The sequence below is a fragment of the Vicinamibacterales bacterium genome (assembly GCA_036496585.1).
Taxonomy (GTDB): Bacteria; Acidobacteriota; Vicinamibacteria; order Vicinamibacterales; family 2-12-FULL-66-21; genus JAICSD01.
The window spans coordinates 151,226-174,922 of sequence record DASXLB010000029.1; the positions used below are offsets into that span (position 1 = coordinate 151,226).

The 23,697-nt window shown below is 68.9% G+C and carries 22 protein-coding genes; 11 read left to right on the top strand and 11 right to left on the bottom strand.

What is annotated here, in order from left to right; translation table 11 throughout:
- Positions 1-41: 41 nt before the first annotated feature.
- From VGI12_10170 to VGI12_10185, 4 genes are all read right to left on the bottom strand, one after another.
- Entirely contained in the window at positions 42-1,085 is a 1,044-nt protein-coding gene (locus VGI12_10170; protein HEY2433026.1) for an HD domain-containing phosphohydrolase, read from the bottom strand.
- 113 nt (positions 1,086-1,198) lie between these two features.
- Positions 1,199-2,629, bottom strand: coding sequence for a sigma-54 dependent transcriptional regulator (locus VGI12_10175; protein HEY2433027.1), 1,431 nt, complete (start codon positions 2,627-2,629; stop codon positions 1,199-1,201).
- Positions 2,626-4,995, bottom strand: coding sequence for an ATP-binding protein (locus VGI12_10180; GenBank protein HEY2433028.1), 2,370 nt, complete (start codon positions 4,993-4,995; stop codon positions 2,626-2,628). Before VGI12_10180 ends, VGI12_10175 begins: the two co-directional genes overlap by 4 nt.
- A 129-nt stretch (positions 4,996-5,124) precedes the next feature.
- A complete protein-coding gene (locus VGI12_10185; protein HEY2433029.1) occupies positions 5,125-6,474 on the bottom strand; it encodes a sigma-54 dependent transcriptional regulator in 1,350 nt (449 codons plus the stop codon).
- A gap of 122 nt (positions 6,475-6,596) precedes the next feature.
- On the opposite strand from VGI12_10185, the gene VGI12_10190 reads away from it, so the two are divergent.
- On the top strand, positions 6,597-7,529 hold the full coding sequence (locus tag VGI12_10190; protein ID HEY2433030.1) for a SpoIID/LytB domain-containing protein: 933 nt from the start codon (positions 6,597-6,599) through the stop codon (positions 7,527-7,529).
- A gap of 12 nt (positions 7,530-7,541) precedes the next feature.
- Here VGI12_10190 and VGI12_10195 read toward each other — a convergent pair whose 3' ends face one another.
- Complete coding sequence (locus tag VGI12_10195) at positions 7,542-8,210, bottom strand: DUF4159 domain-containing protein (protein HEY2433031.1); 669 nt, start codon at positions 8,208-8,210, stop codon at positions 7,542-7,544.
- 91 nt (positions 8,211-8,301) lie between these two features.
- Here VGI12_10195 and VGI12_10200 point away from each other — a divergent pair, with 91 nt between their 5' ends.
- The 9 genes from VGI12_10200 (at position 8,302) to VGI12_10240 (ending at position 17,682) form a co-directional block, all read left to right on the top strand.
- A complete protein-coding gene (locus tag VGI12_10200) occupies positions 8,302-8,997 on the top strand; it encodes a sigma-70 family RNA polymerase sigma factor (GenBank protein HEY2433032.1) in 696 nt (231 codons plus the stop codon).
- Positions 8,984-9,598 (top strand): hypothetical protein, encoded by a 615-nt coding sequence (locus VGI12_10205; GenBank protein ID HEY2433033.1) that lies wholly within the window; start codon positions 8,984-8,986, stop codon positions 9,596-9,598. Before VGI12_10200 ends, VGI12_10205 begins: the two co-directional genes overlap by 14 nt.
- Positions 9,598-10,803, top strand: coding sequence for a 4-hydroxy-3-methylbut-2-enyl diphosphate reductase (locus VGI12_10210; GenBank protein ID HEY2433034.1), 1,206 nt, complete (start codon positions 9,598-9,600; stop codon positions 10,801-10,803). The genes VGI12_10205 and VGI12_10210 overlap by 1 nt, the downstream gene beginning before the upstream one ends.
- Before the next feature lie 208 nt (positions 10,804-11,011).
- A complete protein-coding gene (locus tag VGI12_10215; GenBank protein ID HEY2433035.1) occupies positions 11,012-11,518 on the top strand; it encodes a Spy/CpxP family protein refolding chaperone in 507 nt (168 codons plus the stop codon).
- Between the two features lie 38 nt (positions 11,519-11,556).
- Entirely contained in the window at positions 11,557-13,239 is a 1,683-nt protein-coding gene (locus VGI12_10220; protein ID HEY2433036.1) for a TolC family protein, read from the top strand.
- A gap of 33 nt (positions 13,240-13,272) precedes the next feature.
- The gene (locus VGI12_10225; GenBank protein ID HEY2433037.1) at positions 13,273-15,075 is read left to right on the top strand and encodes an efflux RND transporter periplasmic adaptor subunit; all 1,803 of its coding nucleotides are present in this window, start codon (positions 13,273-13,275) and stop codon (positions 15,073-15,075) included.
- A gap of 15 nt (positions 15,076-15,090) precedes the next feature.
- Positions 15,091-15,951: an ABC transporter ATP-binding protein gene (locus VGI12_10230; protein ID HEY2433038.1), complete on the top strand. Its 861-nt coding sequence runs from the start codon at positions 15,091-15,093 to the stop codon at positions 15,949-15,951.
- Between the two features lie 7 nt (positions 15,952-15,958).
- Positions 15,959-17,176, top strand: coding sequence for an ABC transporter permease (locus tag VGI12_10235; protein ID HEY2433039.1), 1,218 nt, complete (start codon positions 15,959-15,961; stop codon positions 17,174-17,176).
- Between the two features lie 56 nt (positions 17,177-17,232).
- On the top strand, positions 17,233-17,682 hold the full coding sequence (locus VGI12_10240) for a hypothetical protein (GenBank protein ID HEY2433040.1): 450 nt from the start codon (positions 17,233-17,235) through the stop codon (positions 17,680-17,682).
- Between the two features lie 115 nt (positions 17,683-17,797).
- Here VGI12_10240 and folK read toward each other — a convergent pair whose 3' ends face one another.
- The 6 genes from folK to VGI12_10270 all read right to left on the bottom strand — a co-directional run bounded on the left by folK (position 17,798) and on the right by VGI12_10270 (position 23,246).
- Positions 17,798-18,253, bottom strand: coding sequence for a 2-amino-4-hydroxy-6-hydroxymethyldihydropteridine diphosphokinase (folK, locus tag VGI12_10245; GenBank protein ID HEY2433041.1), 456 nt, complete (start codon positions 18,251-18,253; stop codon positions 17,798-17,800).
- Between the two features lie 31 nt (positions 18,254-18,284).
- Entirely contained in the window at positions 18,285-18,782 is a 498-nt protein-coding gene (locus tag VGI12_10250; GenBank protein ID HEY2433042.1) for a hypothetical protein, read from the bottom strand.
- Positions 18,779-19,120 (bottom strand): TraR/DksA family transcriptional regulator, encoded by a 342-nt coding sequence (locus tag VGI12_10255; protein HEY2433043.1) that lies wholly within the window; start codon positions 19,118-19,120, stop codon positions 18,779-18,781. The genes VGI12_10250 and VGI12_10255 overlap by 4 nt, the downstream gene beginning before the upstream one ends.
- A gap of 319 nt (positions 19,121-19,439) precedes the next feature.
- Positions 19,440-22,031 (bottom strand): FtsX-like permease family protein, encoded by a 2,592-nt coding sequence (locus tag VGI12_10260; GenBank protein ID HEY2433044.1) that lies wholly within the window; start codon positions 22,029-22,031, stop codon positions 19,440-19,442.
- A gap of 1 nt (position 22,032) precedes the next feature.
- Positions 22,033-22,689 carry an ABC transporter ATP-binding protein gene (locus VGI12_10265; GenBank protein HEY2433045.1) on the bottom strand — a complete coding sequence of 219 codons (657 nt, stop codon included), beginning with the start codon at positions 22,687-22,689 and terminating at the stop codon, positions 22,033-22,035.
- Positions 22,686-23,246, bottom strand: coding sequence for an arylesterase (locus VGI12_10270; protein HEY2433046.1), 561 nt, complete (start codon positions 23,244-23,246; stop codon positions 22,686-22,688). Before VGI12_10270 ends, VGI12_10265 begins: the two co-directional genes overlap by 4 nt.
- A gap of 185 nt (positions 23,247-23,431) precedes the next feature.
- Between VGI12_10270 and VGI12_10275 the strand changes: the two genes are divergently transcribed.
- Positions 23,432-23,671: a hypothetical protein gene (locus VGI12_10275; protein HEY2433047.1), complete on the top strand. Its 240-nt coding sequence runs from the start codon at positions 23,432-23,434 to the stop codon at positions 23,669-23,671.
- Positions 23,672-23,697 lie beyond the last annotated feature (26 nt).

Below are 23,697 nucleotides of genomic sequence, written 5' to 3' on the forward strand. Positions count from 1 at the left end.
GAGATGTCGTTTCCACATTTCCACATCCCCACATTTCCACATCAGATCTGCACGACCCTCTTGAACACCTCGACGACCGCTGTGTCGAACTGCGAGCCGGCGCAGCGGTCGAGTTCGAGGACCGCCTCGCGCGGCGAAATGGCGTCGCGGAATACGCGCGGCCGGGTCATCGTGTCGTAGGCGTCGGCGACCGCGATGATGCGCGCGCCGAGCGCCACGTCGAGCGCCGGCGCGCCGTTGGGGTAGCCCAGCCCGTCGACGCGCTCGCAGGCGTCGCGCACCAGCTCCGCGGCCGGCGCCAGATAGGGCACGGCGGCGATCAGATCGGCAGCCACTTCGGGGTGGAGGCGGATGATGGCCTGCTCTTCGGCGGTGAGCGGCGCCGGTTTGCGCAGGACCGCCTCCGGCATCGCCAGCTTGCCGACGTCGTGCAGCAGCGCGGCGCGTTCGAGCGCGGTCATGTCCTCCTCGGCGAGGCCGAGCGCACAGCCGACGCTGGCCGCCAGCGCGGCGACCCGGTAGGCGTGGGCATAGGCGTCGGGATCCGAGAGCGTCAGCGCCGACAGCAGGCCGTCGAGCGCCTCATCGGAGTCGATCGTCAGCGAGGCGAGCGCGTCGCTCAGACGCTGGCGGCGCTGCTCGACCTCGGCGTCGAGCGACTCGCGCCAGCGGCGCGAATCGGCGGCCGCCTTGTGCCATTCGAGCCCGCGCAGCACCGAGTCGCGAAGACGGTCGCGGCCGAACGGCTTGGTGAGATAGTCGATGACCCCCTGACGCAGGCTGGTCACCGCCGAATTCACGTCCTGGACGCCGGTCGCCATAATCACCGCCGTCTCGGGCGAGTCGCGGCGGATGTGCTGCGCGAGCCACAGGCCGTCGTGGCCGGGCATGCGGATGTCGCAGAGCGCCACCGCCGGCGCGCGATGGCGAACACGGTCGAGCGCCTCTTCGGCATTGGCGGCGGTGCGCACGTCGTAGCCGCCGGCGATCAGCCAGCGCGCGATCAGCTCGCGAATGCCGTCCTCGTCGTCGACGACCAGGATCGATGGGTTCAAGTGCACGGGAGCGGCGGAGGCCGGCGTCATGCGCGAGGACAGTGCAAAGATGCCGCCAGCGGATCAGCTTCGAACGCGGCCGAAATGGCGTGTCGTGTGCGAACTGGTGTGCGGCCGGGGCACGCCCGCGCACACCGCGCGCCTCAGGCGCCCACGTTCTGGAGTCCGGTCTGACGCCGCGAGATCGTGTCGGCGAGATTGAGGCGTTCGAGTCGCCGATAGAGCGCGCGCCGGCTCAGGCCCAGCATGCGCGCCGCCGCCTTCTTGTTGCCGTTGGCGCGCTGCAGCGCGCGCTGGATGTGCTCGCGCTCGACGTTGACGAGCAGGGCGTCCTCCGCGGTCCCCGCCGCGGCGGCGCCGGCAGCCGGCGTCTGCGGGCCCCACGCCGCCCCCGATGGCGGCATGCTCACCGACACCTCGCGCTCGGTGATGAAATCGCCGTCGGCCAGAATGCACGCGCGCTCGATGACGTTGCGCAGCTCGCGCACGTTGCCGTCCCACACCGCCACGCCGAGGAGCCGCTCCGCCCCCGGCGTCATGCCGCGCAGCGGCTTCTGGAGCCGCTCCGCCGTCTCGCGAACGAACGCCGCGGTCAGATACGGCACGTCTTCCCGCCGGTCGCGCAGCGGCGGCAGCCGCACTTCGACGACGTTGAGTCGGTAGTAGAGGTCGCTGCGGAATCGGCCGGCCGCCACCTCCGCGCGCAGATCGCGATTGGTCGCGGCCAGCACGTGGACGTTGACCTTGCGAGGATCGATCGAACCGACGCGGTTCACCTCGCCGAGCTCCAGCACCCGCAGCAATTTCGCCTGCACGGTCAGCGGCAGCTCGCCGATCTCGTCGAGGAACAGCGTGCCGTTGTCGGCCAGCTCGAACAGGCCCGGCTTGTGCTCGGTCGCGCCGGTAAAGGCGCCTCGGACATGCCCGAACAGCTCGCTCTCGAACAGCGTTTCCACGACCGCCGAACAGTTCACGGTGACGAAGCGCCGATCGGAGCGCGGACCCGTGCGATGCAGCGCCCGTGCGACCAGCTCCTTGCCGGTTCCAGTCTCGCCGCTGATCAGCGCCGTGCGGACGTGCGGCGCCAGACGGCGGATCATCCCGAACAGCTCCTGCATCGCCGGGCCGCGGCCGATCATTCCGCAGAATTCGAGCCGCCGCGCCAGATCGCCCTCGATCGAGAGCAGACTGCGGCGCCGCTCCAGGTCGTCGCGCACGCCCGTCAGCAGCTGCTCGAGGCGATGGAAGTCGAGCGGCTTGCTCAGATAGTCGGTGGCCCCGAGCTTGATCGCTTCGACCGCGGTCTCCACCGACGCGTAGCCGGTCATCAGCACCGCCTGACAGCGCGGGTCGATGTCGCGGATGGCGCGCAGCACGTCGAGGCCGCCGACGTCGGGCATGCGCAGGTCGACCATCAGCAGATCGGCGCGCCGCGTCTGCAGCAACGCGATGGCGGCGCCGCCGCTCGAGCAGGTCTCCGCGTCGTAGCCCATCCGGCGCGCGAACCGGCTGACCACGTCGAGGATCCCCTGTTCGTCGTCGACCACAACCAGCAGCGGCTTCGGCCCGCTCATGCGTACTCCTTTGCCTGCCCGCGCAGCGCCGCCCGCAGCGCCGCCAATTCGTAGGGCGGCGCCACGCCGCCGTCTCCGGTCTCGTCGGTCATCGGGATCACGACAGTCGGCTCGCCGGCGCGTGCGGCCCATCCGGCGCGGCGGTCTCTCACAAGGGCCGGGTCGAGGAACGCCACGTCGAACCCGCCCGCAACCAGCCGGCTGCGCGCGTCTTCGGCGCTCTCCGCACAGGTCACGGCATGGCCCCAGCCGGTGAGCGCCGCCGCGACATAGTCGCGCTCGGTCGAATCGTGATGCGCCACGATCACGCGGCGTGCCTCGCCGGCCGCCGTCACCGACGCCGGCAGCAGGACCGTGAAGCGGGTGCCCTCGCCGACCCGGCTGTCGACCGCGATCTGGCCGCCGTGATCGCGGATGATGCCGTAGCAGATGCTCAGGCCGAGTCCGGTGCCCTGCCCCACTTCGCGGGTGGTGAAGAACGGATCGAAGATGCGGCGCAGATTCTCGTCGGCGATGCCGTGGCCGGTGTCGGCGATCGACAACTCGACCGCGTCGGCCTCGCGCACGTGGCGCGCCGCGACCCGCAGCCGCCGGAGCGGGCGCGAGCGCATCGCCTGTTCGGCGTTGAGTACCAGATTGAGGAGCGCCTGCTGCAGCTGACCGCCGTCGCCGAGCACCGGCGGCAGCGCCGGCTGGCACTCGGTCTCGAGCTCAACGGCGTTGAGGCGGAACTCGTAGGCGCGCAGGGCGAGCACGCGGTTGAGCAGCTCGCCGACGTCCTGCGCGGCGCGCGCCGCCGACTGGCGCCGCGCGAAGGCGAGCAGGTTGCGGACGATGCGGGCGGCCCGTTCGGATTCTTCGGCGATGCGGCGCAGGTCCTGGCCCAGTTCGGCGGTCGGCCGCGGCGGCGCACCCTCGGCCACTTCCCGCACTTCTTCCTGCAGCAGCTGCGCGTAGCCGATGACGCTGGTCAGCGGGTTGTTCAGCTCGTGCGCGACGCCGGCCACCAGTTGGCCGATCGCCGAGAGCTTCTCGGACTGCAGCAGCTGCGCCTGCGTCGCCTTGAGGCGGTCGACCGTGGCGACCAGCCGCGCGTTGGTGGCGGCGAGCTCATCGCTCATCTGCCGCATCCGCCGCGCGCTCTGGATTTCCGGAGTCACGTTCTTGGCAATCTGCACGATCGCGGCGCCGCCGGTCGCGTCGAGCACCGGACAGGTCGTGACGCTGAAGATCTGGTCGCCGCGCGACACTTCGTCACGGACGCAGGCGCGACCGGCGGCCCCGCCGACGGCGCAGCGCGGAAACGGCGCATCGCACAGCCCGACCTCGTCGCAGGAGAGACCACGCAGCGATCGGATCGGACGGTTCAGCATCGTGCTGAGGCCGGTGTTGCCCCGCAGCAGGCGGCCGCGGCGGTCGAACACCGCGATCGCGTCGCCAATCGCGTCGAAGGTCGCCTCCCACTGCTGCTTGCCGGCGCGGATGTAGTCGTGAAGCCGCGCACTCTGCACCGCCACGCCGACCTGATTGGCGACGGTACAGAGGAGCCGCTGGTCGTCGGCCGTGAACCGCCCCGGCTCGGTGCAACCGACGCTCAGCGCGCCGATCAGCTCGTCGCCGACCAGCATCGGCACGCTCAGCGCGGCGCGCATCGGCACCGCGGCGCGGTGCTCCACCGCGACGCACTCGTGAAGGTCGTCGAAGCGGACCGGCCGGCCGGTGGCGAGCACGCGGTCGCTCGGCCGCGGCGCCAGCGGCTCGGCGGCGAGCCACGCGTCGCGTATCTCGCCCGGCGCGCTGATCATCCGGAAATCGTAGGTGCCGGTTTCGGGATCGCGCAGTCGCGCGTCGCTGACGTTGACTTCCAGTCCGCGCATCAGCCGCTGCAGCACCCGCTCGACGAGCTGCTCCGGCGCCAGCAGATGCCGCAGGTCGTCGCCGATCTCGTTGAGCAGCGCCTGCTCCCAGGCGAGCCGCACGTTGGCGCGGTTCACGGCGCGGTGCTCGATGGCCCGGTGCACCGTCGCCAGCAGGTGCCCCGCCTCGAACGGCTTCGCGATGAAGGCGAACGCGTTCATCTCGTACGACGCGACCGCCGCGTTCACCGAGGAGGTGCCGGCGACCACGACGATCTCGGTGTCCCGGGTGCGCGCGCGGATGGCGCGCATCGCCTCGAGGCCGGCATCGTCGCCGGCGCCGAGGTCGATCAGCGCGACGTCGTACGGCTGCCGCGCGATTGCGGCCAGCGCCGCGGTCGGGGTCGGCGCCGCCGTCACGGCGTAGGCGGCCGCGGCCGGATGATGCGCGACCATGGTCAGCAGATCCGGATCGCTTTCGACGATGAGCAGCGTGATCGGTTTCCCCACAGTCCGGCTGCAGATCAGCAAGAGGCGGGCCGCAGCCGCACACGCGCACACGCGGCGATTTGCCTGCCAAACGCTCGCAGACGGTCGCACCGCCGCCGCGCCTGTTTCAGCCGTGAAACGGACCGTGTTTCAGATCTGGTGCTTCTTCAGCAGCCGCCAGAGCGTGGTGCGGCTCACCTGCAGCTCGCGCGCGGTCGCGGCCATCTCGCCGTTGTGGCGGGTCAGCGTGGCGACAATCATCTCGCGCTCGGCGCGCTCGCGCGCCGCCGCCACCGTGCCGTCGGCCGCGGCGGCCTGCGCGTCGGCCTGGCGCGACGCGAACAGCTCCTCGGGCAGATCCGCCGGCTCCAGCACGGCTCCGCGCGCGACCGCCACCGACCGCTGGATCATGTGTTCGAGCTGCCGCACGTTGCCCGGATAGTCGTAGGCCGCGAGCGCCTCGCGCGCGGCGTCGCTCATCCCGGTCACGCCGGCCGGCGCGCCGTATTGATCGAGGAAGAACGCGATCAGGATCTCGACGTCGCCGCGGCGATCGCGGAGGCGCGGCAAGTGGATGCGATGGACGTTCAGCCGGTAGAAGAGATCGCTGCGGAAGCTGCCGCCGTCGACGGCCGCCTGCAGGTCCGCGTTGGTCGCTGCGACGAAGCGGACGTCGACGCGGCGCGGCTCGTTCTCGCCGATGCGGCGCACTTCCCCGGCCTCGAGCGCCCGCAGCAGCTTTGCCTGCACGCCGCCGGGCATCGTGCCAATCTCGTCGAGGAAGAGCGTGCCGCCGCTGGCGTGCTCGATCAGCCCGGCGCGGGCGGCGGCGGCGCCGGTGAACGCGCCGCGGGCGTGGCCGAACAGCTCGTTGTCGAGCAGCGAATCGGTCAGCGCGGCGCAGTTGAGCGCCACGAACGCGCGCTCGGCGCGCGGGCTGAGCCCGTGGATCGCGCGGGCCGCCAGTTCCTTGCCCGTGCCGGTCTCGCCGGTGATGAGGACCGTGCCCGCGACGGCCGCGGCGCGGACGATCAGATCGGTGACCCGGCGCATCGCCTCACTGTCGCCCACCAGGGCGTCGAGCGGCGGCCGCGGCCGCCGCACCTGCCGCTGCAGCAGATCGACCTGGCGCGCGAGCTGCCGGCGATCGGCGACCGACTTGACCCGCATCAGCAGCTCGTCGCGGAAGAACGGCTTCTGCACGAAATCGACCGCGCCGAGCTTCATCGCCTCCACCGCGCTGTCGACCGTGCCGAAGCCGGTCATCACGATGAACGCGGTGTCGACGCGCTGGTCGCGCAGCCGCCGCAGCACGTCGAGGCCGGAGATGCCCGGCATCCGCATGTCGGAGAGAATGACGTCGAATGCGTTGCCGCGCGCGAGCGTGACCCCCTCCTCGCCGCTCCCGGCGGTCTCGACGGTGTAACCGGCGCCGCGCAGCATCCGCGAGATGCTGTCGCGAACGCCCTGATCGTCGTCAATGACGAGGATGCGGGACACGGGGGCTAAGTCTATGACAACGCGGCGCCGATACCAGGGTACTGGAGATGCACGGGCGAACTGACAGGCACGACAGATGGGGAGCGGCGGCCAGTGCCACCGGACGGGCTGGGTGGATCTGGATGCTGACCGGACTGGTGCTGGCCGGCTGCGCGCCCGGGCCCATCGAGGTGGCGATGCCGCGCGCGTCGCACGCCGCGCGGCCGATCAGCCTCCGCGTCCAGGTGCGCGAGGGGGATCAGCTCGTCGTCCGCGACGTGCCGCTAGAAGACTACGTCGCCGCCACCGCGCTCTCGGAAGTCCACCCCGACATCGCCGACGCGCCGATCGCCGAGCGCGTGTTCGAAGTCCAGGCGGTCCTCGCCCGCACCTACGCGATGGCCAACCGCGGCCGCCACGCGAAGGACGGGTTCGACCTCTGCTCGACCACGCACTGCCAGCTGTACGAGCCGTCGCGGCTGACGGCGTCGCGCTGGGCGCCGACCGCTCGTCAGGCCGTTGCGCACACCTCAGGCGCGCTGCTCTGGTTCGCCGACGCACCGGCCCTCGCGCTGTTCCACGCCGACTGCGGCGGCCACACGAGCGACGCGTCCGCCGTCTGGGGCGGCCCGGCCCCTCCCTATCTCGATGGCGCGAAGGACGACGGGCCGGCGGACGCGGCGCATACGGCATGGACGTTCGCCGTCGCGTCGAGCGCCCTCCGAGCGGCGCTCAACGCCGATCCGCGAACGGCGGTCGGGGCGCGCCTCGACGGCGTCGAGGTCAGCGGCCGCGACTCGGCGGGACGCGCCGAGCTCGTCATCCTGCGCGGCACCCGCACGTTCGTCGTGCGTGGCGAGATCTTCCGCGACGCGGTGACGCGTACGCTGGGGGCGAAGTCGATCCGCAGCACCCTCTTCTCGGTCAGCAAAGGCCGTCAGGACCTCACGTTCACCGGCAAAGGCTACGGCCACGGCGTCGGCCTCTGCCAGGCCGGCGCCCTCGCACGACTCAAAGCCGGCGCCAGCGTGGACGCAGTACTCGCGCACTACTTCCCAGGCACTACCGTCCACTGACCCTGCCCCCTGCTAGCTGGTCATGCAGTAGACGACAACGTTGACCGCGAACTTCGTATTGTCCTCGCGCTGGAATCGCTTGTTCCGCCAGTCGTAATCCCACTCGCAGCCATAGTCCTTGTTCGAATACAGCACGCCGATGCGGCCGCGGTGGTCGACGGTCCGCAGATAGTCGTGGACCATGTCGTCCCCCCAGCCGTTGAGCTCGTGCGAGGTCGTCGGCGGGCCGTCCGGAAAATGGAAGAAGCACCGATAGAGCGGGTGCTGCGCCGGCAGCTTGGCGAGCGTCGTCGGACCCGGAAAGACCGTGTGCATTTCCTGTTCGAAGCTCTTCGCATACAACCCGTTCACGTCGTGGTTGCAGTCGTCGCTGAAGAGCAGGCCGCCCTGCTCGACGAACACCCGCAGCCGTTCCCGTTCCTCGCGGGCGAAGCGCACCAGCTTGTGACCCGTCATGAAGAGAAAGGGGAACGCGAGCAGTTCGGCCGAGTCTGCCGTGACCACCACTTCCTCGGGATAGACCGGAATACTGGTGTACTCGACGAGCGAATTGAGGACGTTGGCCGCGACTTTGGGGTTATAGTCCCAGTCGCCCGAGTCGTAGCGCAGGCGGGCGAAGACGAATTCGGACGCGGCCGGCCGGCGGATCTGCTGGCTGGCGTCGGCCGGAAACAATTCCATCGATGTATCTTACCGCCCGCCCTTTATAATGAATGGCAGCCGCGGCGCCCCTCAGGGGCGGTAAACGCCCCCGCCGCAATGGCGTATCTCCATGGCAGGAAGCTCGCCCGCACTCGTCGCCGCCCGTGAAGCCGACTCTGTCGCGGCCTCAGCCGTCAAGGCGATGCAGGCCGCGGGTGAGCAGGCGGATGCTCGCGAACGGTACGCGGAACTGGTGGCCCGGCATCAGCGCCGGGCCGGTCGGATTGCGTACCACTACCTGCGGGACGCGGCCGAAGCCGACGAAGCGGTGCAGGATGCCTTCGTCAAGGCATATCAGCACCTGGCCTCGTTCCGCGAAGAGCTGCCGTTCGACGTCTGGTTCACGCGCATCCTGATCAACGGGTGCCTGGACCGGATCAAGGCGCGGACGCGCCGCGAGCGGTGGCTGGTGCCGATGGTGACGCGGCCGATCTCGTCCGGGAGCGACTCGGTCGCGCCGGAGCGCGACTTGACCGATCGGGTGGCCGCCCGCGGGCTGTCGCCCGAGGAGAGTTTGTTGGGGCGCGAGCGGCGCCGCGAGATTGCGGCGGCGCTCTCGCGGCTGCCCGAGCGGCAGCGATCGGTGTTCGTGCTGAGTCACGTGGAGGGGCGTACGTCGAAGGAGGTCAGCGCGCTGACGGGGCTCAATGAGTCGACGGTTCGCGTGCACCTGTTCCGCGCGATCCGAAAATTGCGGGCGCTGCTGACGCACGATGGTACTGCCGCGCAAGCGGAACAGAAAGGAAAACGCCGTGTCACTTCTTGAACGCCTTGGCCGGGGTCACCTGAGCGACGCAACGTGTGCGCGCCTGTGGGCTACCGCGTCCGCCGGCGATCAGCCGGCGCATCCGCACCTCGACACCTGCCCCGCCTGCCGTGAGCGGTTCTCGGACTTCGGCGCCTGGGCGATGGACATCTCGGAGGAGATGCGCGGCGAGGCCGACGAACTGCTGACGCCGGAGCGGCTGGCCGTCCAGCAGGCGCAGATCGCGCGGCGCCTCGAAACCGTCGATCGCCCCGCCAAGGTCATCGCGTTCCCGAAAGCCGCCCGTGCGGTGATCAGCGGCCACTCGCACGTCCGGCGCTGGGTGACGGTGGCGGCCGCCGCGAGCCTGATCGCCGGCTTTGGCCTGGGTCAGATCGTCCCGCTCCGGACGGTGAGCCCGCGGCACCCGGTCGCGGCCGCGACGCTCACCTTGCCGAGAGCCGTCCAGCGCGCGGAAGAGATCGCGCCGGTCGTCGAGTCGATCAGCGAGGACGAACTCCTGTCGGACGCGTTCAGCCGCTCGCACGTCTCGGCCCTCAGCGCGCTCGACGACATGACGCCGCACGCGCGCGACATCCTCCTGAACCGCCGCAACAAGTAGTGGCGCCCGCGCAGCCTCTCATCTTCCGCAAGGGCCTCGACATGAAAGAGGCCGTTGCCGGAGAGCTCGCCGCCGCGTACCACAGCCGCCTCGTCGACGAGGTCCGCTCCGGCGGCTTCGTCCATCAGCGGGGGCGATTCACGCTCCACCTCGCACGCGAGTTCGGGTTCTGCTACGGCGTCGATCGCGCCGTCGACTACGCCTACCAGGCGGTCGCCCGCTTCCCCGAGCGCAACGTCTTCCTGACCGGCGAGATCATCCACAACCCCCACGTCAACGATCGCCTCCGGGCCAGCGGCATCCGGTTCCTCAGCGACGCCGGGGAACGCGGCCACGCGCTGGGCCCCGAAGACGTCGTGATCCTGCCGGCGTTCGGCATCGCCGTGCAGGACATGGTGCGGCTGACCGATCTCGGCTGCACGCTCGTCGACACGACCTGCGGCTCGGTGCTCAACGTCTGGAAGAACGTCGTGCGCTACGCCCAGGACGGCTTCACCGCCGTGATTCACGGGAAGGTGAAGCACGAGGAGACGCGCGCCACCGCCTCACAGGCGCTGAAGTACCCGCGCGGCCGGTATCTCGTCGTCCTCGATCGCGACGAGGCGCAGTTCGTCTGCGACCACATCCGGCTGGGCGGCGACCGCACCCGGTTCCTCGAGCGTTTCGCGCAGGCGATGTCGCCGGGGTTCGACCCGGACGCCGATCTCGATCGGATCGGCTGTGCCAACCAGACGACGATGCTGATGTCGGAATCGCTGGAGATCGGCGAGATGTTCGCGGCGGCGATGCGCGCCCGCTACGGCGCCGAGCAGCTGCCCGAGCACTTCCGCGCCTTCGATACGATCTGCAGCGCCACCCAGGAGCGGCAGGACGCGGTCGTGGCCCTCCTCGATCGCGAGCCGGTGCAGATGATGATCGTGGTCGGCGGCTACAACAGCAGCAACACCTGCAACCTCGCGCGCATCTGTGCCGGACGGGTCCGCACGTTCCACATCGCCGACCCGGCGTGCCTGGTGTCGGCCAATCGCATCCTCCACCGCCCCGTCGGCGCTCCCTCGACCGCGTCGGCGCCGCAGGTCATGTCGGAGGACTGGCTTCCGGCGAGCGGTCCGGTCGTGATTGGCCTCACCGCTGGCGCGTCGACCCCCAACAACATCGTGGGCCAGGTCATCGAGACGCTGGAAAAGTTCACAGGCATCGGGTGATCACGGGATCGGCTGAGGCCCAGGCTCAACTCTTCCGATCGCACAATCAGCCGATCAGTCGATGTGCAGACGGAAGCCGTGCCATTGCAATGTCTTACGGGCGTCACATCCCTGCCACGAATCGCCCGTCACCTTACGCCGACCAGTAAACAGGCCACCGCGGGAGGTCGTATTAGCGGCAGAAGTCCAAGGGGAGAGATTCACCTACATGGCAAGGTTGTTGGCGTGGGCGTTCGCGGCCCTGCTAGTGCTTCCCGCGTCTGGGTTCGCGGCGGAGTGTGACAAGGGACAGAACCCGCCCGCGCGGGGGGCGTCGCCGGCCAGCCACACGGACGGCAGGACGGACTCCCCGCATCAGCCGCCGAAGTTCTGGGTCGATCCCAAACTGCGCGCGGAACTCGGCATCACCGACCAGCAGTCGACCGCGATCGAAGCGATCTGGCAGCGGGACCTGTCGCAGCGCACCGAGACCGGGGCGCGGGTCCACAAGCTCGAAGCGCAGCTCGACCAGATGATGGTCGAGGCGTCGAGCGACGAAGCGGCCGTCGTGGCGCAGATCGATCGGGTCGAGGCCGCACGCACCGAGGCGAGCAAGGCACGCGTGCTGATGCTGTATCGCATCAACAAGCTGCTGACGCCAGAGCAGCGCACCAAGCTGGCCGACAAGGCCAAGGCGATGCGCGACCAGCGTGACGGCCGCGGCGATCACCGGTAGACTCTAGGTTTCACCCCACTCGTTAGTTGGAGGCAATCGTGAAGAAGAACGTACTGACGGCAGCTGCGCTCGTGCTGGCGTCGCTGGTGCCGGCCGCAGCGCAGACGACACCAGCGCAGACGCCGCAGGCACAGACGCCGCAGCCGGTTCCGGCCCCGGTCTTGAAGCCATCGGAAACCTTCAAGACCCCGGGTCCGCGCATCGATCTCTCGATCGAGGAAGCGGTCGCACGCGCGCGCGAGAAGAACATCGACATTGCCGTCGCCCGCATCACGCCGCGGTTGTCGGACTTCTCGCTCGCCGGTCTCGATGCCAACTACGTCGTGAACCTGACCGCGCAGGGCAATCAACAGCGGAGCAGCCGCCTGCCGACCAGCACGATTCAGGGCATCACGAGCATCACGCCGACCACAACGAGCGGATGGTCGTCCGGGTTCGCCAAGAACATGTGGCACGGCGGCGGAAACTGGACGCTGAACTTCCAGAATTCCCGCGTCAACACGCCCGCCGCCAACAACCTCCGCAATCCCCAATTCAACTCGACGCTCGCCGGCTCCTACGTGCAGCCGCTGATGCGCGGGTTGAGGATCGACGCGACCCGGGCCTCGCTCCAGACGACACGCATCAGCCAGCAGAACGACGAGATCGCGCTGCAGACGACCGTCGCCACTACCGACGCCAGCGTCCGCAACGGCTACTGGGATCTGGTCTATGCGATCCAGGCGGTCGAGGCGGCCCAGAGCTCGCTCGACATCGCCAACAAGCTGGTCACGGACAACCGCGCCCGCGTCGAGATCGGCACGCTGGCGCCGCTCGACGTTCGCACCTCGGAGGCGGAAGCGGCGAATACCCGCCTGACGCTGGTCGAGGCGCAGGCGACGGTGCGCACGTCCGAACTGGCGCTCAAGCGACTCATCGTCAGTGGCACCGACGATCCCGTGTGGGTGTCGTCGATCAACCCGACCGACCGTCCGCCGGCGACGCCGGAGCCGCTGAACGTCGACGCGGCGATCGCGCGTGCGTTGAACCAGCGCACCGATTTCCAGCAGTCGAAGAACAGCCTGAAGATCAGCGACATCAATCTCCGCCTGCAGGAAGACCAGACGCGGGCGCAGCTCACCCTGACGACGAGCTATGGTCTGCAGGGTCTGGGCGGTCCGCAGCTGAACGCGAACGGCAGCAGCCTGCCGTCCGGATACTGGGACGCCATCTCGAACATCTACGGGCTCGACGCGCCGCAGTGGAATTTCCTGGTGAACTTCGCGTATCCCCTGGGACGGAGCGCGCAGCAGGCGACGGTCGAACGCTCGAAGCTGTCGGTCGAACAGTCGAACGCGAATCTGAAGGCGCTCGAGCTGCAAATCGCGACCGACGTGCAGAACGCTGCGCTCAGCGTCCAGAGCGGACTCGAGAGCGTGCAGGCGGCGCAGGTCGCGCGGCAGCTCGCGCAGGAAAAGCTGAGCGCCACGCAGAGCAAGCTCGACGTCGGCATGTCCACCAACTACGAGGTGGTGCAGGCGCAGCGCGATTTCTTCGACGCGCAGAACGCCGAGCTGCGCGCCGTCGCCAACTATCGCAAGGCGCTGGTGAACTTCGAGACGGCGCAGACGGTCGGCTCGCGCGCCGTCGGCTCGACCGTCGGCAGCGGCACCGGTGGGACTGGCACCACCAACACCAACACGACCACCACCGGCGGTACGGGCGGCCCCGGCGGCCTCTAAATTCGGATTCGCAGATACAACCACCTAATAGTCATGAAAAAGCTGCTTCCCGTTCTGATCATTTTGATTGCCGTCGGTGCCGGTAGTGCGGTCTTCTACGCCAAGCGCGGCGACAAGGAACCGACCGTCACGACGCTGCCGATTTCGCGCGGCACGATTATCGATGGCGTGCGCGCGACGGGCACGCTGCAGGCGGTGACCTCGGTCACCGTCGGCGCGCAAGTCTCCGGCATCGTCCAGGACCTTCCCACCGACTTCAACGACATCGTCAAGAAGGGCCAGGTGATCGCCCGCCTCGACCCTTCGATCCTGCAGACGCAGCTCGAGACGGCGAAGGCCAACCTGGTCAACGCCGAGGCCAACCTCGAGCGTCAGAAGGTGGCGCTGGAAGACGCCCAGGTCAAGTACAAGCGCGCGCAGGAGCTCGACGCGAAGCAGTTGTCGACACGGGTCGATCTCGAGAACGCGGAGGTCGCCGTCAAGTCGGCCGACGCGCAGCTCAAGTCCACGCAGTCGCAGATTGTCCAGGCCCAGGCGGCAGTGAGCAAGGCTGACGTCGACATCGACCACACGGTGATCACGGCGCCGATCGACGGCATCATCATCAAGCGCAGCGTCGACCGCGGCCAGACCGTCAACGCCGGCATGCAGGCGCCGGAACTCTTCATCATCGCCGCCGACCTGACCAAGATGCAGGTCAACGCGAACATCGACGAGACCGACGTCGGACGCATGCGGCCGGGCCAGGACGTGAACTTCACGGTCGACGCGTACCCGACCGACAACTTCCGCGGCACGGTGAAGCAGGTGCGCCTGAACCCGACGACGGTCCAGAACGTCGTGACCTACTCCACCGTCATCGACGTGCCGAACCCCGAGCTCAAGCTGAAGCCGGGCATGACGGCCAACGTCACGATCCAGATCGCGCGTCGCGACAACGTGCTGCGCATCCCCAACGCGGCGATCCGCTTCCGTCCGACCAAGGACATGTTCGACTCGCTCAACCAGGCGATGCCGCCCGAGCTCGAGCGCGGGTTCGGCGGCCGCGGCCGCAACGGCGGCGGACGATTCAACGCGGGTGCCCCGTCGGGCGCGGGTGCCCCATCGGGTGCGGGTGCCCCATCGGGCGCGACGGGTCAGCAGGCGCGAGCCGACCGACAGGGTGGGCAGACGGCCCCGCAGGGTGCCCCAGTGGCTCAGGGTAAGGGCGTTGTGGCCCAGGCCGGCGGTCAGGGCCAGGGCCCTGGCGGCGGCGGCCGGTTCGCCAACATGACGCCCGAGGAGCGCCAGAAGGCGATGGAAGAGCGGATGAAGAACATGACGCCCGAAGAGCGGGCGCAGTTCGAAGAGCGCCGCAAGCAGCGTGAAGCCAATGGCGGCGGCGGTGGCCGCGGCGGCTTCGGCGGCGGCACCGCCAGCGGCGGCAATGCCGGCGGCGGCCAGGGCGGCGGCGCCAACTTCCAGCGCAACGGCCAGGGCAACCTCGCCGCGGGGCCTGCGCGGAACGGCGGCAATGCTGCCCCGAACACCAAGGCGCCGCAGAACGCCACGACGATCGACGCGCTGTTCGGCCCGCTGCCGGCCGTCGAGACCCGCGGCCGCGCGTGGCTCTACGCCGCCAAGCAGTTGAAGTCGATCGACCTCCGTCTCGGCATCAGCGACGGCACCTACACCGAGATCCTGAACGACCCGGCGGAACTCCAGGTGAACACCGACGTGGTGGTCACGTTCGTGACGCCGGAGATGGCGAGCCGTCCGGCCGGCCAGACCAACAACCAGAACGGCAATCCGCTGATGCCGCAGCAGCGCGGACGCGGCCCCGGTCCCGGCCGCTAGTCGCTGAGACTGCACATGACACCCACACCGACACCGACACCGGCAGCGTCATCGGAGACCGTCATCTCCGTCCGCGACTTGACCAAGACCTATCAGGTCGGGGACATCGAGGTGCGCGCCCTCCGGGGCGCCTCTCTCGACGTCAAGAAGGGGGAGTTCGTCTGCGTCACCGGGCCTTCCGGGTCCGGCAAGTCGACGTTCATGCACATCATCGGGTGTCTGGATCGGCCGACGAGCGGCAACTACTTCCTCGACGGGAAAGACGTCTCGCGCATGTCGAAGGACGAGCTGGCGATCATCCGGAACAAGAAGATCGGCTTCGTGTTCCAGGGGTTCAACCTGCTCTCGCGCACGACCGCGCTCGACAACGTCGAGCTGCCGCTCCTCTATAACGCGGGCAAGGACAAGCTCAAATCGGCCGAGCGTCACAAACGCGCCACAGAGGTGCTCGAGGTCGTCGGTCTCGGCAAGCGCATGGATCACTACCCGAACCAGCTCTCCGGAGGTCAGCAGCAGCGCGTCGCCATCGCCCGCGCGCTGATCAACCAGCCCTCAATCCTGCTGGCCGACGAGCCGACCGGCAACCTCGACACCCGCACCTCGATCGAGGTCATGGACATCTTTCAGAAGCTGAACATGGAGCGCGGCATCACGGTCGTGCTCATCACCCACGAAATGGACATCGCCGAGCACGGCACGCGCATCGTCAAGTTCCGGGACGGCCGGATCCAGATCGACCAGCAGATTGCCGCTCGGCGCATGGCCGGCGACGAACTGAAGGAGCTGCCGCCGGCCGACGACGACGCGTCGCACCTGCCGGCATCGGTAGTGCAGGCGCAGCAGGCACAACAGCCGCCGCCTTCCCCGTCTCACTGAGGCTGACATGTCGATTCTCATGACTCTGCGGATCGCGCTGAAGGCGCTCAACCGCAACAAGCTGCGCACCGTCCTGACGATGCTCGGCATGATCATCGGCGTCGGCGCCGTCATCACCATGGTGGCGCTCGGCACCGGCGCGCGGACGACGATCGAGGAGCGGGTCAAGTCGGCCGGCACCAACATGATTCTGGTCAACGCCGGCAACTTCTCCACCGGCGGCGTCCGCATGGGCCAGGGCAACTCGACCAAGCTCACGCCCGAGGACGCCAACGCGATCAAGCAGATCCCCGGCGTCGAGTATGCGGCGGCCGGCGCGACGACGCGCTCCCAGATCATCGCCGGCAACCAGAACTGGTCCACCCAGGTCCAGGGAACCGACATCGATCTCCCGCAGATCCGCAGCTGGCCGTGCAAGTTCGGCTCGTTCTTCACGCCGCAGGACGTGCAGAGCGCCGCCAAGGTGGCGGTCCTCGGCACGGTCGTCTCCGGCGTGCTCTTCGGCGACGACGTCGACCCGACCGGCCAGATCATCCGCATCAAGAACGAGCCGTTCAAGATCATCGGCGTGATGATCAGCAAGGGCCAGTCGTCGCAGGGACAGGACCAGGACGACACCATCTTCGTCCCCTACACCACCGTCATGAAGAAGCTGCAGGGGCAGACCAACATCAACAACGTGACGGTGTCGGCGGAAAGAGGCGATCAGATCCAGGAGACGGCCGAGGCGATCCGCGGCGTGCTCCGGGTCCGCCACAAGATCAGCAACCCGGCTGACGACGACTTCATGGTCCGCACGCTCGAGGAAATGGCGAGCGTCCAGACCGAGACCACCAAGACGATGACGACGCTGCTCGCCAGCATCGCCGGCGTCTCGCTGCTCGTCGGCGGCATCGGCATCATGAACATCATGCTGGTGTCGGTCACCGAGCGGACCCGCGAGATCGGGCTGCGCATGGCGATCGGCGCCCGCGGCAAGGACGTGCTGCTGCAGTTCCTCGTCGAAGCGGTGGTCATCAGCCTGATCGGCGGGATGATCGGCATCGGCATGGGCTTCGGCTTGAGCGCGGCAGTGCAGAAGTTCATGCAGTGGCCGGCTGATATCTCGCCGGATGCGATCGCGTTGTCGTTCGGCTTCTCCGCCCTGACGGGCGTGTTCTTCGGCTTCTACCCGGCTCGCAAGGCCGCGAGCCTGGACCCGATTGAGGCGCTGCGCTTCGAGTAACGCACGCTTTCAATAGCACGTGTGAGTCATTACTCGTAATCAGAAGGAGATAGAGCATGAGGCGGAAACTCGGATTGGCGGCGGCCCTCGTCGTCGCGTTGGCGGTGGCCGGCTACGCGCAGAAGCCGGACTTCTCCGGCGTGTGGACCCCAGACGTCGATCCGGCGGCGGCGGCGCCGGCCGGCGGCGGTGGTGGTGGCCGCGGTATGGGCGGTGGCCCGATGACCGTGAAGCAGACGGCGGCCGACATCTCTGTCGAACGCCAGGGCCGCAACGGCGCGACGACGACCGTCTACAAGACCGACGGCTCGGAGTTCGAAGTCGCCGGGCGCGGTGGCGCGATGATGAAGGCGACCGCGAAGTGGGACGGCAGCAAGCTCGTGATCACCACCAAGACCGACAATGGTGACCAGGTGCAGACGTGGTCGCTCGACAGCGGCAAGCTCAGCATCGAGCGCCAGGGCCCGAATGGCCCCGTCAAACAGACCTACAAGAAGAGCACGTAAGACATCGGCGGGATAGGGATCATCGGATGGTCCGGGCCGGGGCGAACGCCCCGGCCTTTTTTTGTGTATAGTGCGCTGTTCCCCGCAAGGCAGCCATGACCAAAGTCGTCTGGAGCTAGGTTTCCAGCTGCGCCCGCAGCTCGCTCACGGTCAGTCCGGTCAGCGGATCGCGCAGATCCGGGGCCAGCGTCAGCAAGGGCTCGAGCACGAATCTCCGTTCGCGGAATCGTGGATGCGGAACCTGCAGGCCGTTGGTCTCCAGAATTTCATTACCGTAAAGGATTAGATCCAGATCCAGCGTGCGCGGCGCGTTTGGATACGGCCTCGTCCGCCCGGCGGCTTCCTCGATCGCCTGCAGGCGCGCCAGGAGTGCAGCCGGAGGCAGCTCCGACTCCCCCACGCCGACGGCGTTGAGATACGGCGGCTGCCCCTCCGTGCCCGGCCCGACCGGGGCGGTCTCGATGAGGGGCGAGAGACGGAAGCCGGAAAGAAAAGAGGCGACCTGATCGGCCGCCTCGAGGATCTGTTGCCGTCGGTCGCCGCGATTGGAGCCGAACGCGACCACGATCACGCGTGCACCAGGCAGCGTCAGCCGGCCGCGATCAGCGCGTGTCGCCCACCCAGCGCGTCGGCAGCACCACACCGCTGGTTCTCGCGCCGTCGGCGCTGCGCCCGAGTAGATCGGTGCGCCCGGCCGCCATCTGATCGAAGAAGCGCTTCGCCTCGCTCGTCTCGCCGAGGATGACGTGAAGCAGCGAGCGGTTGCGGGCGTTGGTGACATGCTCGACGCGCGGCGTCCATTTGTCGATGAACGCCTGCACGGCGGCGGCTTCCTCGGTGAAGAACGCCAGCGTGGCGCCCTTGCTCGTCCCGGGCGCCTTGACCCGGACCTCCGCCGCTTCCTCGGCCTTCGCGCCACGATCTTCAATCGCGTCGCGCAGCCACTGCAGCTGGATCTCCTCGCGGTTGATCACGTACTGGTACGTGTTGTTGAAGTCGTAGTCGCCGACCACGCGGGCGGCGGCGATGTGCCGCTGCAGCAGCACGGCCTTGTCGCGGAAGCAGTCGCGGAGCAGTTCGATCAGTTCTGAAGGTTTCACGCGCTCTGTTTTTCCTTGCAGGTGATGCAGACGCGGGTCCACGGGATGGCGTTCAGGCGCGGCGCGGCGATTTCTTCGCCGCAGTCGCGACAGATGCCGTAGGTGCCCTTCTCGATCCGCCAGAGCGCCTCTTCGATCGCCTGGAGAATCTTGGCATCGGTCTGCTTCAATTTGAGCTGGATGTGTACTTCGTTGTTGCCACTGGCCTGATCGGCCAGATCGCCCTGCCGCGAATTCACGTCCCCCATGGTCGTCTGGATCGGCTTGACGCCACCGCCCTGGGAGAGGATCTCACCGCGCTTCTTGAGCAGCGCTTCCTTGTAGCTCGACGTATCCATTCCCTGATTCTCCGCGGGAAGGCCTGACTAAACTTCCATAGTATCACTTGGAGTCGATGCTGTCGGTGCCAAGGGTGCTAGGGGCGCCAAGGGTGCTAAAGGTGCTGGTGCCAAGAGTGCGAAGGGTGCTGGTGCGAAGGGTGCTGGTGCGAAGGGTGCTGGTGCGAAGGGTGCTCCGTGCGAAGGGTGCTGAGTGCGAAGCTCGCACCCTCCGCCCCCTGCACCCTCCGCACCTCTAGCACCCTTCGCACCAGCACCCTTAGCACCCTTGGCGCCCTTAGCACCCTTAGCACCCTCGGCCGACGTGGCCGGGCGCGAACTATTCGGCGCGCAGCGTACCCAGCGGCTTTTTCCGCAGCGCGTCGTAGCTCGACGCGACCCCGACCACCCCGACCAGGACCGTCGTGACGACCGCGCCCAGCGCGGCCAGGCCGGGCGCCGGGTGCCACGGGATGTCGAAGACGTGGCGCGAGACGCCCCAGGTGAGCGCCATCGCGCCGCCGGCGCCCACTAGCCCGGCGAGCAGGCCGAGGCCGCCGTACTCGAGCGCCAGCATCGCGGCGAGCGTGCGCGTGCTGGCGCCGAGGGTCCTCAGGATGGCGGCTTCGTAGACGCGCTGGAACTTGGTCATCGCGACAGCCCCGGCCAGGATGAGGATGCCGCTGACCAGCGCGACGGCGCCGACGATCGAGACGGCCAGCGTGACGTTGGCCACCGCCTGCTGCACGGTCGCCAGGATCTCGCGCACGTCGATCGCCGAGACGTTGGGGAACGCCTCCACGAGATCGCGCTGGAAGCGGCCGCGCGCCGCCGGGTCGGGCGGCGCCTGCAGGATGGCGATGTAGGTCTGCGGCGCCTTGTCGAGCGGCCCGGGCCGGAACACGAACATGAACCCGCCGCTGCGCGCGTCCTCCCACTCCACCGAGCGCACGCTGGTGACCCGCGCGTCGAGGACCCGCCCCAGGACGTCGAACCGCATCATGTCGCCGACCTCGACCCGCGCGCGATCGTGCAGGCCGCGCTCGATCGACACCTCCGCCATGCCGCCCGCCGGCGTCGGCGTGCTCCAGAAGGCGCCGTCGACAATCTTCTCGTTGGCCTCGAGATGATCGCGGTAGGTGATCGTGAACTCGCGGGACAACGGCCCCTGGCGCCGGACGTCTTCGTAGGTGTCGAGCGCGGTCGTACCGCCGTGCACGCCGGTGACCCGCGCGCGCAGCACCGGGATGAGCCGCGGCGCCGCCGCGCCGGACGCCTGGTGTCCGTCCAGGAACGCGCGGACGCCGCCGACCTGCGAGGGCAGAATCTCGATCAGGAACATGTCGGCGCCGCTCGACCCGAGCTCGAGCGTGAACTGCTGCAGCAAGTTGGCCTGCAGCGACCGGACGCCGATCACGAAGAAGCTGCCGATCCCGACCGCCAGCAGGATCACCCGCGTCTGGTTGCCAGGCCGCCCGAGGCTGAGCACCGCGTGCCGCAGCGGAAACCACCGCGCCCGCGCGATCGGCCGCACCAGGCCGACGACCCCGGTCGACACCAGGTGCAGGACGAACGCAATCCCGGCGAAACCGCCGCAGACATAGAGGCCGACGCGCAGCGACGCCGCCTGCCACGACGCGACCGCGACGAGCGCGGCCACGACGAGCACCGCCGCGGCGGCCTGCACCCGATCGAGCGCCGCCGCCCAGGCGCGCAGGCCGGCCGGCGTCCACCAGCGCACTCCCGCCTCTCCGCCGGCCGCTGCGCCGCGGATGAGCAGCAGCGGCTTGACGCGGCGTACTTCGAGGAGCGGGACCAGCGAGAACAGCAGCGAGACCAGCAGCCCGACCGCGACCCCCTGCGCCGACGCCGACGCCGTCAGGCGATAGGCGGAGGCACCGAGCGCCGCGGCGACGCGGGCCGGAATCGCGGCGATCCCGAGGCGCGCCAGAGCCACGCCCATCGCGCTCCCCGCCAGGCCGAGGAACACGACCTGCAGCACATACGCCGCCAGTACCTGCCGGGTCGTCGCGCCGACGCACTTGAGAATGGCGACACTCCGGATCTTCTGGCGCACGAACACGCGGGTCACGCTCCACACGCCGATGCCGCCCAGCACCAGAATGACGAAGCCGACCAGGCTCAGGTAGTTCTCGGCGCGGTTCAGATCGTCGCCAATCTGATCTTCCGTCGCGCGGAACGACGTGACGGTCACGAACCGCGTCCGGAAGTCTGCGCGGATCCGCTTGGTCAGCGCGTCGACGCCCGCCTCAGGCATCCGGAGCAGGATCTTGTAGCTGGCGCGGCTCCCGAACGAGAGCAGTCCGGTCCGCTGCAGATCGTCGTAGTCGACGAGGACGCGCGAGCCGAGGCTGAAGGATCCGACCCGCCGGCCGGGCTCTTCGACGATCACGCCGCGGATCGTGAACGCCTGCCCGCCGATGACGATCCGGTCGCCCACCTGCAGCCCGAGCTGCGCCAGCAGCTCCGGCCGGACCAGCGCCCCGCGATCGACGAGCAGGTCGTGCGAGAACGGGACGCCCCCCTGCAGGACGACGGTGCCATAGAACGGGAAGCCCTGCTGCACGCCGCGCAGCTCCACCATCCGCGCGACCGCCGAACCGCTCTCCCCCGCCGGACGCACCATGCTGGCCAGCTCGATCGTTTCCTGGCGCGCAGCGATCGGCGCCGCGGCGAATCGACTCTCGAGATCGGCGCGCAGCTCGGGCGTCCACGGTCGGTTGGTCGCGACGACGACGTCGGCCGAGATGAGCGTGCGCGACTCGCGCACCAGCTCGGTCCGCACGTTCTGGATGATCGAGCGCAGCAGCACGATCGCACCGACGCCGATCGCGACGCAGAGGAAGAAGAACAGCAGCCGGCGCCACGATGCCCGCACCTCGCGCAGCGCCATCAGGACGACGAATCGCATATCAGACCACCCGGCCGTCGCGCAGCGTGATCGTGATTGCGGCGCGCTGCGCCAGTTCGGCGTCGTGGGTGACGAGGACGACGGTCGTGCCGCGCCGACGGTTGACCTCGAGCAGCAGGTCGATCACCTGGTGTCCGGTGCCCGAATCGAGGTTGCCGGTCGGCTCGTCGGCGAGCAGGATCGCCGGATCGTTGGCCAGCGCCCGCGCGATCGCCACGCGCTGCTGTTCGCCGCCCGACAACTGCGAGGGATAGTGATGGCGCCGCGGCCCCAGCCCGACCTCGGAGAGCAGCGCGTCGGCGCGCGCGCCGGCATCGGCGGCGCCGGCGATCTCGAGCGGCACGCGCGCGTTCTCGTAGGCGGTCAGCGAGGGCAGCAGATGGAAGAACTGGAAGACGAACCCGATGCGGGTGCCGCGGAACCGCGCCAGGTCGTCCTCCGACATGGCGGTGATGTCGTGGCCGTCGATGACCACGCGCCCGCTCGTCGGCGCGTCGAGGCCGGCCAGCAGCCCCAGCAGCGTCGACTTGCCGCTGCCTGACGGGCCGACGATCGCCGCAACGGTGCCCGACGCGATCTGCAGGTCCAGCGGGTGCAGGATCGTGAGCATCGCGTCGCCGCTCGGAACAGTCTTGGAGACACCATGCAGCTCGATCATTGCGGAGACGCCACGGCCGACCCCTTCCCTTCGACGAGCGGCCTAAGCGCGCGCCACACGTTGTCGGCGACGATCCGCGCCCCTTCCACGTTGGGATGGATGCCGTCCCCCTGATTCAGCCCGGGGACGCCCGCGACCTTGTCGAGCAGGAACGGCAGCAGTGGAACCTTGTACTCCCGGGCGAGATCGCGATACACCTGCCGGAAAGAGACGGTGTAGTCAGGACCGAAGTTCGGCGGCGCTTCCATGCCGGCCAGCAGCACCGCGATCCGCTTGTGCTGTGCCCGCTCGATGATCGCGGCGAGGTTCTTCTTCATCGCATCGGGCGGCAGCCCGCGCAGGCCGTCGTTCGCGCCGAGCTCGAGCACCAGAATGCGCACGTTCCCTTGATCGAGCGCCCAGTCGGTGCGCTCGAGTCCGGCCGCGGAGGTGTCGCCGGAGACGCCGGCGTTGACCACCTCCCAGTTGTCGCCCGCCGCATTCAGCGTGTCCTGCAGGAGGGCGGGATAGGCCTGGGAGGGCGCCAGCCCGAGGCCCGCCGTCAGACTGTCGCCCAAGACGACGATCCTGGGCCGGTTCGTCAGAGACGGGGACGCGGCCGACTCGGCCGGGGCCGCCGCCGCACTCACGCCGGACACGGGCGTGCTCGGCGCACGACTGCAGCCCGCTGCCAGGCCGGCGACCAACAGCCAAAACAGTCCTCGACGGCGAAAGGGCATCGACCTTTTATTATAGAAGGCCTATGGCTCGAGGGTTCGAATCGAAGATGGTCGAGTTTCAGCAGGAGGAGGCGGCGCGCCGGAAGACGGTGAACGCCGCGCTCACCCCCGAGGAACGGGCACGGCTCGAGCGGCGCCGCGGCCTCGAGCTCGCGCGATCCCGCGCCACCGCAGATCTCGCAGGCGCCACCGCGCCGGCGCACAAAGAGATGCTCCGACGGGCGATCGCCGCGCTCGACGAACAGCTGAACTTGGGTCGCTAGGAACCCCGGCACCCGATTTGCTCCAT